Here is a 12,716-nt window from a genome sequence, read left to right on the forward strand (position 1 = left end):
ATGAGCACGGATAAAGTGGCGATCGTTACCGCGGGCGGCAGCGGCATGGGCGCGGCGGCGGCGCGCAAGCTGGCGGCCGACGGCTTCCGCGTGGCCATACTGTCGTCCTCCGGCAAGGGCGAGGCCCTGGCCCGGGACCTAGGCGGCCTGGGCGTCACGGGCTCGAACCGTTCGCCCGAGGATCTGGCGCGGCTGGTGGACACCGTCGTGCAGAAGTGGGGCCGCGTGGATGCGGTGGTCAACAGCGCCGGCCACGGCCCCAAGGGCCCGCTGCTCGAAATCAGCGATGAGGACTGGCGCCTGGGCATGGAGTTCTACCTGCTGAACGTGGTGCGCATCACGCGCCTGGTCGCGCCCATCATGAAGCAGCAGAAGTCCGGCGCCATCGTCAATATCTCCACCTACGCCACCTTCGAGCCCGAGGCCTTGTTCCCCACCTCCGGCGTGTTCCGCGCCGGGCTGGCCGCCTTCACCAAAGTGTTCGCCGACGAATACGCCGGACACAATGTGCGCATGAACAACGTGCTGCCGGGCTTCATCGACAGCCTGCCGGAAAAGGAAGACCGGCGCGTGCGCATCCCGATGGGCCGCTACGGCACGGCCGAAGAAGTCGCCGACCTGATCGCCTTCCTGGCGTCGGACGCCTCGTCCTACATCACCGGCCAGAACATCCGCATCGACGGCGGCATCACGCGCTCGGTCTGAGCCTCCCGCTTTAGTCGTAGTCCCTCATCCGAATGACGGTATTGAAGCCCGCCCGGGGCTTCAGTACCGTAGGTTTTCGCATTCGACGAGGTGCCTGCGCATGTCCGCTACGCCGTCAGCGGCTGCGCCGCAGTCCGCTGCCCCTACGCTACCCCGCCCCACGCCGGGCCAGGCCTCGCGCTTCCTGGCGCAGGCGACGTTCGGCCCCACGCCGGCCGACATAGAAGCCGTGGTGCGCGACGGCTACGCCGCCTGGCTCGACAGGCAGCTGGCCATGCCGCCGTCGCAGACGCATTTCGACTGGCTGCTGCAACAGGGCAAGAACACCGAGGAATTCAAGGGCAACGGCATCAACGCCCCCCTCGAATCCACGCTCTGGCGCAAGTTCATCAGCGCCCCCGACCAGGTGCGCACGCGAGTGGCGTTTTCGCTGTCCGAGATCTTCGTGGTGGGCGTGTCGTCCATCACCGCGTCCTGGCCCTTGTTCGGCGCGGCCGGCTTCATGGACCTGCTGGCCGAGCACGCGCTGGGCAATTACCGCGACCTGCTGGCCGCGGTCAGCCAGAACCTGTCCATGGGCTGCATGCTGACCTACCGCGGCAACCGCAAGGAAGATCCCAAGACCGGCCGCCATCCCGACGAAAACTACGCCCGCGAAATCATGCAGCTCTTCAGCATCGGCCTGCTGGAGCTGGAGCCGGACGGCTCGCTCAAGATGGTCGACGGCAAGCCGGTGGAAACCTATACCAACGCCGACGTGCAGGGGCTGGCCAAGGTATTCACCGGCTGGGACATCAACGGTCCGGAGACCGACGTGGAATTCCACCGCCGGCCGATGGCGCTGAACAACGCGCTGCACTCGCTGGCCGAAAAACGCTTTCTGGGCGCCGTCATCCCGCCGGGCACCGACGGCCACCTGTCGCTCAAGCGCGCCATCGACGTCATCAGCGCCCATCCCAACGTGGGACCGTTCATCGGCACCCAGCTGATCCAGCGCCTGGTCACCAGCAATCCCAGCCGCGCCTACGTCAGGCGCGTATCCGCCGCCTTCGCCGACGACGGCACGGGCGCGCGCGGCAATCTCAAGGCCGTGGTGCGCGCCATCCTGCTGGACCCGGAGGCGCGCAACCCCGACCTGAACGCGCCCGACTGGGGAAAGGTGCGCGAACCCATCCTGCGCTTTTCCGGCTGGGCGCGGGCCTTCGGCGCGGACTCCACCAACGGCGTATGGGCCATGCCTGACACCACCGACAACACCATACGGCTGGCGCAAAGCCCGATGCGCTCGGCCAGCGTGTTCAACTTCTTCCGCCCGCGCTACGTGCCGCCGGTCACCGAACTGGCGCGCCGCCACCTGGTGGCGCCGGAGCTGCAGATCACCGACGAAACCAGCGTCGCCGGCTACCTGAACTTCCTGGCCATCTACGTGGACCGCGGCTGGGAAGACCTGCAGACCTCCTACGCCGCCGAGATCGCGCTGGCGCCCGACCCCGCCGCGCTGGTGGCGCGGGTGGCGCTGCTGCTGGCGGGCGACGCCTTCTCCGACCGGACCGCCGCGGCGATCGCCCAGGCCGTCTCCAGCATCCCGCCCGAGCGCCCGCGCGACCGGGTGCGGGCCGCGATCACGCTGGTGGCGGCCTCCCCGGAATACCTGGTACAGAAATGAAAGCCCGCAGATGAAAAACGCCAGCCGCCGTGAATTCCTGCTCCGCGCCTGCGCGCTGGGCGCCTCCCATGCCGCCGCCCCGCTGGCGCTGAACCTGGCGGCGCTGGGCGCGGCGGCCGCGCAGTCCGCCCCCAATGACTACAAGGCGCTGGTCTGCGTCTTCCTGTATGGCGGCAACGACCCGTACAACTCGCTGGTGCCGTTCGACGCGCCCGCATACCGGGCCTACGCCCAGGCGCGCACCGACATCGCGCTGCCGCGAGACGCCTTGCAGGCGACCGCGCTGCGCGGCAGGCAGGCCGCGCCCGGCGGCGCGCAATTCGCGCTGGCGCCGTCGCTGGCGCCGCTCAAGCCGCTGTACGAAAGCGGCGACATGGCCGTGCTGCTGAACATCGGCCCCCTGGTCGTGCCGACCACCAAGGCCGAATACATCGGCGCGCGCGTGCCGCTGCCGCCCAAGCTGTTCTCCCACAACGACCAGCAGTCGTACTGGCAGGCGCTGGCCCCCGAAGGCGCGTCCTCGGGCTGGGCCGGACGGCTCACCGACCTGTTCGCCGACGCCAACGCGCAGCGCACGTTCACCGGCATCACCGCCGGCGGCAGCACCGTGCTGCTGGCCGGCCGCCAGGTCGCGGGATATCGCGTCGGCATCCACGGCTCGACCCCCATCGACCTGCTCGGCCGCGACATGTACGGCTCCAGCGATTGCACCGCGCTGCTGCGCCAGCTCATCACCCAGCCGCGCGAACATCTGATGCGCGCGGCGCCAGGTGTTCTTCGTGTCCCAGAACGGCTATGACAACCACGCCGGCCTGAACGACACCCACCCGGCGCTGCTGCGCGAACTGGGCCAGGCCCTGGCCGCGTTCCAGCAGGCGCTGGCGGCCACCGGCGTGGCCGACCAGGTCACCACCTTCACCGCATCCGAATTCGGCCGCACCCTGGGCTCCAACGGCAACGGCTCCGACCACGGCTGGGGCTCGCACCATTTCGTGCTTGGCGGCGCGGTCAAGGGCGGCCGCTACTACGGCCAGCACCCCGAGATCGCGCGCGACGGCCCGGGCTTCGTCGACAACGGCCGGCTGCTGCCTACCCTGGCGGTGGACCAGCTCGGCGCCTCGCTGGGGAAATGGTTCGGGGCCAGCCCGGAGGACTTGAAGCTGGTGTTTCCGAACCTGCGGCATTTCGATGCCGATGCGTTGGGGTTGTTTGAGGGTTCTGGCGGGGTCTGATGGGTGTCGCGCGCTGGGCATTCGCGTTCTTGCCCGGTGAATCTCGCGCTATACCCATCCTACGGGATTGGCGGAGGCCGGGGAACCGTAGGATGGGTATAGCGCGAGACGACTTCCACTAGAAACCAATCATCGAACGCGCGACACCCATCACGCGCCGCCCTCACGGCCGCCGCCACTACGTGATGGGTGCCGCGCGCTGGGCATTCGTGTTCTTGCCCGGTGAATCTCGCGCTATACCCATCCTACGGATCGACGCAGGTCGGGGAACCGTAGGATGGGTATAGCGCGAGACGACTTCCACTAGAAGCCAATCATCGAACGCGCGACACCCATCACGCGCCAACCTCACGGCCACCCGCGATGGACCGATATGACACTCCCGCCCTCGGCCACGGCCGCGCCGGCCTATGCTTGACCGGCTTATCGAGGAGCCGGGATGACCGACTACAGACGCCATTACGTTCCAGGCGGCACCTACTTTTTCACCGTGGCCGCGCGGCGGCGCGGAGCCTGGCTGCTGGTGCAGCGCGCCGAACTGCTCAAAGCCTGCATCCGCGCGGAANATCGACGCAGGTCGGGGAACCGTAGGATGGGTATAGCGCGAGACGACTTCCACTAGAAGCCAATCATCGAACGCGCGACACCCATCACGCGCCAACCTCACGGCCACCCGCGATGGACCGATATGACACTCCCGCCCTCGGCCACGGCCGCGCCGGCCTATGCTTGACCGGCTTATCGAGGAGCCGGGATGACCGACTACAGACGCCATTACGTTCCAGGCGGCACCTACTTTTTCACCGTGGCCGCGCGGCGGCGCGGAGCCTGGCTGCTGGTGCAGCGCGCCGAACTGCTCAAAGCCTGCATCCGCGCGGAACAGCGGCTGGCGCCATTCGCGATTCTTGCCGCGGTCATCATGCCGGACCATCTGCACATGGTCTGGCGGCTGCCGCAGGGCGACAGCGACTATCCGAACCGTTGGCGCCGGATCAAGACCCGCTTTTCGCGCGCGCTGCCGGGCGCGGCGCGCACTTCCACATCGGCGCGCCGCGAGCGCGGCATATGGCAGCGGCGCTACTGGGAACACACGGTGCGCGACGAGTCGGATCTGGCCGCCTGCATCGGCTACGTCCATGCCAATCCGGTCAAACACGGCTACGTGGCGCGGCCGGAACTGTGGCCGCATTCCACCCTGCTCGCCTGGCAGGAACGCCGCCGCCTGCGCTTGGCAACACCGCCCCGGCGGTTCTATAAACTGGATCTGCGGGCCGATGGCGCCCGCGCCCCTGCCACCTGCCGCCCGCCCATGACCGCCTCCCCTGCCCTGACGCTGGCGCCCGCCACCGAAGCCGACCTGCCCTTTCTGCTGGCCCTGCGCAAGTCCACCATGACCGAGCACCTGCGGCGCGCCGGCGCGCCCAGCGACGACGCCTACCACCTGGTCCGTATCCGCCACCGCTTCGAGGATGCCCGGATCGTCTGGGCCGACGGCCGCAAGGCGGGGCTGTTCAAGGCTACGCGCAACGGCGCGGCCTGGCGCGTGGTGCAGATCCAGATCGCTCCCGAGTTCCAGGGGCGGGGCCTGGGCCGGCGCCTGCTGGCCGGCCTGCTGCAAGAGGCCGACTCGCGGGCGGCGACGGTCGACCTGGGCGTGCTGCATGGCAATCCCGCCCGGCGTCTCTACGAATCGCTGGGCTTCACCCCCGTCGAGGAGCATCCGCTGGAAACCGAAATGCGCTACTTCCCCCGGAAGGCCGGCTGATATTTTTTCGTGTAGCGGGAATAAGCCGGGGGCCGGCAGCGTCTGTGTCAGGCAGTCCCCACTTTTTCTATCCGCGAGGCACACCATGCGCAAACACTACGTCGCAATCCTGGCCCTGGCTTCCGCCGCCCTGTTCTCGGCCGGCGCCCAGGCCCAGGCCGTCAAGACCCAGAACGGCATGCTGGTCAACAGCGCCGGCATGACGCTTTACACCTTCGACAAGGACTCGGGCGGCAAGAGCGCCTGCAATGACCAGTGCGCCAAGATCTGGCCGCCCGTCATCGCCGCCGCCGACGCCAAGCCCAGCGGCGACCTGACCGTCATCACGCGTGACGACGGCAGCAAGCAATGGGCCAGCAAGGGCAAGCCGCTGTACACCTACGCCAAGGATGCGAAGGCCGGCGACAAGACCGGCGACAACTTCAAGGAAGTCTGGCACGTGGCCAAGCCCTGATCCCGCGCCGCCGCTCCATGCGCCCCGACGACGAAGCCCTGATCCTGGCCTGCATCCCCAGCCTGCGGCGCTACGCCCGCGGGCTGACGGGCGACCCGCAGCGGGCCGACGACCTGGTCCAGGACACGCTCGAGCGCGCATGGAGCCGCTATTCGCGCTGGCAGCGGCGCGGAGAGCTGCGCGCCTGGATGTTCGGCATCATGCACAACCATTTCATCGACGGGGTGCGCGCCAACAGCCGGCGCGTGGACCAGACCGCCGCCGGCGACCTGCCCGACGCGCCGGTGCGCGCCACCCAGACCGACCGCCTGGAAGTACGCGACCTCGAGCGCTGCCTCCAGGCCCTGCCCGCCGAGCAGCGCGAAGTCCTGCTGCTGGTGTGCGTGGAGGATCTTTCCTATCAGGAAACCGCACAGATACTGGATGTGCCCTTGGGCACGGTCATGTCGCGCCTGTCGCGCGCCCGCGAAAAGCTGAGCGCGCTGATGCAGGGCCGCGATACCTCCAACCGGCTCCACCGCGTGAAATAACATGAACGACAAACGCCTGCACCCGGTGCCCGGCCCGGGCGCCCCCATCACCGAGGCCGATCTGCATGCCTATGCCGACGGCCAGCTGCCGCCGGCGCGCCATGCGGAGGTCGAGGCCTTCCTGGGCGCGCATCCGCACGACCAGGCGCGGGTGGACGACTGGAAGGCGCAGCGCCGCGCGCTGCACGCGCTGCTGGACCCGGTGCTCGACGAACCGCTGCCGCTGCGCCTGCCGCTGGCGCCGCCGGCGCGCCACTGGCCCTGGCGCGCGCTGGCCGCCGGCGTGGCGGTGGCCGCGATCAGCGCCAGCGCGGCCTGGATGGCGCGCGGCGCGATGGACGCCCGCCACCTGCAGACGGTGCTGGCCGCCGCCGCGCCCGAACGCGCCGCCGGCGGCTATGCGCAGCGCGCCGCCATCGCCCACGCGGTCTACGCGTCCGACATGGGCCGCCCGGTGGAAGTTGGCGTGGACAACGAAGCGGGCCTGGTCAAGTGGCTGACCAAACGCATGGGCGCGCCGGTGCGCGCGCCCTCGCTGTCGCAGGCCGGCTACGAGCTGATGGGCGGACGCCTGCTGCCCGGCGGCGCCGGCCCGGTCGCGCTCTTCATGTACGGCGCCCCCGACGGGCAGCGCCTGACGCTGTACGTCACGCGCGAGGCGACCGGAGAAAAAACCGCCTTCCAGTTCACGCAGGAAGGCGCCGTGCGGGTGTTCTACTGGGTCGAGGGCCAGTTCGGCTACGCGCTGTCCGGCGCGGTCAGCCGCGAGGAACTGCAGCGCGTGTCGCAGGAGGTCTACCGCCAGCTGCAGGGCTAGCCCGCTGCGCGGCCACCGCACGCCTGTTGCAGCATGTGCAGCGTGATCTTGCGTACTTCGGCCTTGCTCGCGCCGATATGCTCGCGCAGCATTTGCGCCGCCTCGTCGGCGCGCCGCGCCAGCACCGCGCGCAGGATGGCCGCATGCTCGTCGTAGGTGGCGTCCACCCGGCGGTCCTGGGTGAAGTCCAGGCGCCGGACGATGCGTATCTTTTCCGTCACTTCGCGGTGGATCTGCGTCATCTCGGGGTTGCCGGCGGCGGCCACCAGCGCGCAATGGAAAGCCTCGTCCAGCTGGGCCACCTGCCGGCCGTCGGCGATGCGCTGGCGCGGCGGCGCCAGCCATACCTCCCGCAGCGCGTCCAGCATGCCGCCGGCCTGGTCCACGCGCTCGCGCGCGCACAGCCGTTGCACCGCCGCCTGCTCCAGCACCACGCGCACGTCGTACAGCGCTTCGAACCGCTCGAAGTCGAAGGGCCGCACCTGCCAGCCGCTGCGCGGACGCGGCAGCACGTAGCCCTCGCGTTCCAGGCGCGCCAGGCTCAGGCGCACCGGCGTGCGGCTCACGCCCAGGCGCGCCGCCAGATCCGCCTCGGTAAAGCGTTCGCCCGGCAGCAGACGGANCGGTGGCCGCGATCAGCGCCAGCGCGGCCTGGATGGCGCGCGGCGCGATGGACGCCCGCCACCTGCAGACGGTGCTGGCCGCCGCCGCGCCCGAACGCGCCGCCGGCGGCTATGCGCAGCGCGCCGCCATCGCCCACGCGGTCTACGCGTCCGACATGGGCCGCCCGGTGGAAGTTGGCGTGGACAACGAAGCGGGCCTGGTCAAGTGGCTGACCAAACGCATGGGCGCGCCGGTGCGCGCGCCCTCGCTGTCGCAGGCCGGCTACGAGCTGATGGGCGGACGCCTGCTGCCCGGCGGCGCCGGCCCGGTCGCGCTCTTCATGTACGGCGCCCCCGACGGGCAGCGCCTGACGCTGTACGTCACGCGCGAGGCGACCGGAGAAAAAACCGCCTTCCAGTTCACGCAGGAAGGCGCCGTGCGGGTGTTCTACTGGGTCGAGGGCCAGTTCGGCTACGCGCTGTCCGGCGCGGTCAGCCGCGAGGAACTGCAGCGCGTGTCGCAGGAGGTCTACCGCCAGCTGCAGGGCTAGCCCGCTGCGCGGCCACCGCACGCCTGTTGCAGCATGTGCAGCGTGATCTTGCGTACTTCGGCCTTGCTCGCGCCGATATGCTCGCGCAGCATTTGCGCCGCCTCGTCGGCGCGCCGCGCCAGCACCGCGCGCAGGATGGCCGCATGCTCGTCGTAGGTGGCGTCCACCCGGCGGTCCTGGGTGAAGTCCAGGCGCCGGACGATGCGTATCTTTTCCGTCACTTCGCGGTGGATCTGCGTCATCTCGGGGTTGCCGGCGGCGGCCACCAGCGCGCAATGGAAAGCCTCGTCCAGCTGGGCCACCTGCCGGCCGTCGGCGATGCGCTGGCGCGGCGGCGCCAGCCATACCTCCCGCAGCGCGTCCAGCATGCCGCCGGCCTGGTCCACGCGCTCGCGCGCGCACAGCCGTTGCACCGCCGCCTGCTCCAGCACCACGCGCACGTCGTACAGCGCTTCGAACCGCTCGAAGTCGAAGGGCCGCACCTGCCAGCCGCTGCGCGGACGCGGCAGCACGTAGCCCTCGCGTTCCAGGCGCGCCAGGCTCAGGCGCACCGGCGTGCGGCTCACGCCCAGGCGCGCCGCCAGATCCGCCTCGGTAAAGCGTTCGCCCGGCAGCAGACGGAAGTCGAACAGGTCGGCCTTGAGCCTTTGATAGACCTGCTCGGCCAGCGATCGGGCCAGGGCCGGCGCCTGCCGCAGCGCCGAGCCGGGCGCAATGAGTTCCCCGCGCATGGTCAGTTCACCGGGCAGGAAACGTCTTCGGCCAGGACGATGAGCGGATCGCCGGCATTGACCGGTTTGCCGGGCGCGCAGCGGATGGCGGCGACGGTGCCGGCGGCGGGCGCGACGACGGACAGCTCCATCTTCATGGCCTCGACCACCACCAGCGTGTCGCCGGCCGACACGCTCTGGCCCACCTGCACCGGGATCTTCCAGACGTTGCCGCACATATCGGCGCTGACCAGGCGCTCGCCTTCGGACAGCGCCGCCTGCGGTTCGAGGTCTGGCTCGATCTCGGCGGCGTGTTGCGCCGCCTCGGCCTCGCCGGCCTTCCACAAGGCCACCTCGGCGTCGAACGCGCGTTTCTGGCGCGCCTGGAACGCGGCGATGCTGTCGGCCTGCTGCGCCAGAAAGCGCTGGTGCGCGGCGAAGTCGAACACTTCCTCTTCGATGCGGACGGCGGCCCGGCCTTCCCGGAAATCGGCGCGCAGCGCGTCCAGTTCGGCCTCGGTCACCGGATAGAAGCGCACCTGATCGAAAAAGCGCAACAGCCACGGCTTGCCGTCCTGGAACACCGGATTCTTCAGGAACTTGTTCCAGATGGGCAGGGTGCGGCCGACCAGCTGATAGCCGCCGGGCGAATCCATGCCGTAGATGCACATGTACACGCCGCCGATGCCCACGGTGCCTTCGGCGGTAAAGGTGCGGGCGGGGTTGTACTTCGACGTCAGCAGGCGGTGGCGCGGATCGATCGGCACCGCGCAGGGCGCACCCAGGTACACGTCGCCCAGGCCCATGACCAGGTAGCTGGCGCCGAACACGATGTCGCGGACCTGCTCGCGGCTTTCCAGGCCGTTGATGCGCTGGATGAAATCCACGTTGTTGGGCAGCCACGGCGCCTCGGCGCGCACGGTTTCCTGGTAACGCCGCACGGCGCCCAGCGTGGCCGAGTCCTCGAACGCCATCGGCAGATGGACGACGCGGGTGGGCACCTTGAGCGTGGCCACGTCGGCCAGGCCGGCTTCGATCTCCAGCAGGCGCGCGATCAGCGCGTCCTGCGCGATCGTGTGGCTGTCGTAGCGGATCTGCAGCGAGCGCACGCCCGGCGACAGTTCCCGCACGCCGGCGACGGGATCGGCGTCGAGCGCCTGCATCAGCAGGTGCACGCGCATGCGCAGCGCCAGGTCCAGCACGTTGTCGCCGTATTCCAGCAGCAGGTAGCCGTCGCCGGCCTGGCGGTAGGTCACCGATGGACGCGAACCCCGGGCCGGCAGCGCCGCCACGATGGCCTCGGACGCCGCCGCCGGCGCGCGCGCCGCGGCCTCGGGTGCGGCCGCCAGTTCGGCCACGCGCCGGTCCTGCGCCGCCTCCAGCGCCACGGCCCGGGCGTAGTCCATGCGCACGAAGCGGATGCGGTCGCCCGGCTTGACCTGGCCGACCTTCCAGAGTTCGGCGCGGGCGATGGTGGCGGGGCAGACGAAGCCGCCCAGGCTGGGGCCGTCGCGCGTCAGGATGACCGGGCTGTCGCCGGTGAAATTGATACTGCCGATGGCGTATTCGCAATCGTGGATGTTCGACGGATGCAGGCCGGCCTCGCCGCCGTTCTCGCGCGCCCAGGCCGGCTTGGGGCCGATCAGGCGCACGCCCAGCCGGTTGGAGTTGTAGTGCACTTCCCAATCGGCGGCGAAGAAGGCTTCGATGGCCTCGGGCCGGAAGAAATCGGGCGCGCCGTGGGGACCGTAGAGCACGCCGATTTCCCAGGTGTCGCCATAGGCCGGGATCAGTTCGGCCGGCGCGGCCTGCGGCGCGGACAGGGCCGGCGCGGCGTCCGCCAGTTCCGGGCGCACCAGGGGCAGCACGTCGCCCACGCGCAGCGTGCGCCCGGCGTGGCCGCCGAACTGGCCCAATGCGAACGTCGAACGGCTGCCCAGATAGACCGGCACGTCCAGGCCGTTGCGCACGGCCAGGTAGCCGCGGCAGCCCGACAGCGCCCGGCCGATGGACAGCACCTGGCCGCTGCGCACCGCCACCGGCCGCCACATGGACAGCGGCTCGCCGTCCAGCGTGGCGGCGCACGCCGCGCCCGTCAGCGCCACGATGGCGTCGCCATGGAATCGCAGGGTCGGACCGACCAGCGTGGTTTCCAGCCCGGCCGCGTCGGGCGCGTTGCCGACGATGCGATTGGCCATGCGGAACGCATAGTCGTCCATCGGCCCCGACGGCGGCACGCCGATGTTCCAATACCCCTCGCGCCCCGGATAGTCCTGCACGCTGGTGTAGGTGCCCGCCTCCAGCACCTCGATCGCGGCCGGCCGGTAGACGAAGCCGTCCAGAAAGCGCGTGGAAAGCTCGCCGGCGCGAAAGCGCGCGTCGTCCACGATCTGCCGCAGGTAGTCGAGGTTGGTGGCGATGCCATGCAGCCGGGTCCGCGCCAGCGCCTCGGCCAGCCGGTCCAGCGCCTGCTCGCGCGTCGGCGCATGGACGATCAGCTTGGCCAGCATGGGGTCGTAGAACGCCGGCACCTCCGTGCCGGTCGAGACCCAGCCATCGACCCGCACCCCGGGCGGAAACGACACCTCGGTCAACACGCCGGGCGCGGGCTGGAACTGGCGCAGCGGATCCTCGGCGTACAGGCGCACCTCGATCGCCGCGCCGCGGGGCGCGCGCGACATGGCGTCGAAGTCCAGCGCCTCGCCGGCGGCCACGCGCAGCATGCATTCGATCAGATCCAGGCCGGTCACCTCTTCGGTCACGGGATGCTCGACCTGCAGCCGCGTGTTCACCTCCAGGAAATAGAAGCTGTCGCGCGCCGGATCGTAGATGAACTCCACCGTGCCCGCCGAGCGGTAGCAGACCGACTCGCCCAGCCGCAGCGCGGCCGCGTGCAGCGCGGCCCGGGTGGCCTGCGGTAGCCGCGGCGCCGGGGTTTCCTCGATGACCTTCTGGTTGCGGCGCTGCACCGAGCAGTCGCGCTCTCCCAGCGCCAGCACCCGGCCGCTGCCGTCGCCGAAGATCTGCACCTCGATGTGGCGGGCGTTATCCACGTAGCGTTCGATGAACGCGCCGCCATCCTTGAAGAAATGCTCGCCCATGCGCTGCACGCCATCGAAGGCCGCGGTCAGTTCGGCCTCGTTGGCGCAACGCGACAGTCCGATGCCGCCGCCGCCCGCGGTGCTCTTGAGCATGACCGGGTAGCCGATGCGCTCGGCCTGCGACAGCGCTTCGCCCAGGCTGCCCAGCAGGCCCGTGCCCGGCGTCATCGGCACACCTGCCGCGGCCGCCAGTTCGCGGGCGCGGTGCTTCAGGCCGAACTCGCGGATCTGCGTGGGCGTGGGGCCGACGAACGCGATGCCGGCGTCCTCGCACGCCTGCGCGAACTCGGCGCTCTCGGACAGGAATCCGTAGCCCGGATAAATCGCCTGCGCGCCATGCTCGCGCGCGGCCGCCAGCAGCAGGTCCATGCGCAGGTAGCTGTCGGCGGCCTTCTCGCCGCCCAGCGCCACGGCCACGTCGGCCTCGCGCACGTGCGCGGCGTTGCGGTCCGGATCGGAGTACACGGCCACGCTGCGGATGCCCAGCCGCTTGAGGCTGCGGATGGCGCGGACGGCGATTTCGCCTCGGTTGGCGATCAGAACGGTATCGAACACGTTGCGGCTCCCAGAAGTCTGTCGGGTG

At 70.2% G+C, this 12,716-nt stretch carries 10 protein-coding genes and 2 pseudogenes; 9 read left to right on the forward strand and 3 right to left on the reverse strand.

All coding sequences use genetic code 11. From position 1 onward, the window contains the following. The 8 genes from C1I89_RS16380 (at position 1) to C1I89_RS16420 (ending at position 7,169) form a co-directional block, all read left to right on the forward strand. Positions 1–705 carry an SDR family oxidoreductase gene (locus C1I89_RS16380; RefSeq protein ID WP_102773754.1) on the forward strand — a complete coding sequence of 235 codons (705 nt, stop codon included), beginning with the start codon at positions 1–3 and terminating at the stop codon, positions 703–705. A gap of 100 nt (positions 706–805) precedes the next feature. After that, complete coding sequence (locus tag C1I89_RS16385) at positions 806–2,371, forward strand: DUF1800 domain-containing protein (protein WP_102773755.1); 1,566 nt, start codon at positions 806–808, stop codon at positions 2,369–2,371. 10 nt (positions 2,372–2,381) lie between these two features. Next, positions 2,382–3,170 (forward strand): DUF1501 domain-containing protein, encoded by a 789-nt coding sequence (locus C1I89_RS35890; protein WP_440130640.1) that lies wholly within the window; start codon positions 2,382–2,384, stop codon positions 3,168–3,170. Continuing rightward, on the forward strand, positions 3,151–3,603 hold the full coding sequence (locus tag C1I89_RS35895) for a DUF1501 domain-containing protein (RefSeq protein ID WP_440130641.1): 453 nt from the start codon (positions 3,151–3,153) through the stop codon (positions 3,601–3,603). Before C1I89_RS35890 ends, C1I89_RS35895 begins: the two co-directional genes overlap by 20 nt. Before the next feature lie 754 nt (positions 3,604–4,357). Next, complete coding sequence (locus C1I89_RS35595) at positions 4,358–5,368, forward strand: REP-associated tyrosine transposase (RefSeq protein ID WP_308810277.1); 1,011 nt, start codon at positions 4,358–4,360, stop codon at positions 5,366–5,368. Positions 5,369–5,453: 85 nt separating this feature from the next. After that, positions 5,454–5,822, forward strand: coding sequence for a COG4315 family predicted lipoprotein (locus C1I89_RS16410; protein WP_102773756.1), 369 nt, complete (start codon positions 5,454–5,456; stop codon positions 5,820–5,822). Positions 5,823–5,839: 17 nt separating this feature from the next. Continuing rightward, positions 5,840–6,352 carry an RNA polymerase sigma factor gene (locus tag C1I89_RS16415; RefSeq protein WP_102773757.1) on the forward strand — a complete coding sequence of 171 codons (513 nt, stop codon included), beginning with the start codon at positions 5,840–5,842 and terminating at the stop codon, positions 6,350–6,352. Position 6,353: 1 nt separating this feature from the next. Beyond that, positions 6,354–7,169, forward strand: coding sequence for an anti-sigma factor family protein (locus tag C1I89_RS16420; RefSeq protein WP_102773758.1), 816 nt, complete (start codon positions 6,354–6,356; stop codon positions 7,167–7,169). Here the strand turns inward: C1I89_RS16420 and C1I89_RS16425 are convergent. Further along, positions 7,166–7,789 (reverse strand): annotated as a pseudogene (locus C1I89_RS16425) (GntR family transcriptional regulator); the annotation flags it as partial. The gene C1I89_RS16420 and the pseudogene C1I89_RS16425 sit on opposite strands and share 4 nt — an antisense overlap. On the opposite strand from C1I89_RS16425, the pseudogene C1I89_RS16430 reads away from it, so the two are divergent. Then, positions 7,780–8,322 (forward strand): annotated as a pseudogene (locus C1I89_RS16430) (anti-sigma factor family protein); the annotation flags it as partial. The pseudogenes C1I89_RS16425 and C1I89_RS16430 overlap by 10 nt on opposite strands. Here the strand turns inward: C1I89_RS16430 and C1I89_RS16435 are convergent. Both C1I89_RS16435 and uca read right to left on the reverse strand, forming a co-directional pair. Continuing rightward, positions 8,319–9,053 (reverse strand): GntR family transcriptional regulator, encoded by a 735-nt coding sequence (locus C1I89_RS16435; RefSeq protein WP_102773760.1) that lies wholly within the window; start codon positions 9,051–9,053, stop codon positions 8,319–8,321. The pseudogene C1I89_RS16430 and the gene C1I89_RS16435 sit on opposite strands and share 4 nt — an antisense overlap. 2 nt (positions 9,054–9,055) lie before the next feature. Then, entirely contained in the window at positions 9,056–12,688 is a 3,633-nt protein-coding gene (gene uca, locus C1I89_RS16440; protein WP_102773761.1) for an urea carboxylase, read from the reverse strand. Between the last annotated feature and the right edge of the window lie 28 nt (positions 12,689–12,716).

This window comes from Achromobacter pulmonis (genome assembly GCF_002885955.2).
Lineage (GTDB): Bacteria > Pseudomonadota > Gammaproteobacteria > Burkholderiales > Burkholderiaceae_B > Achromobacter > Achromobacter pulmonis_A.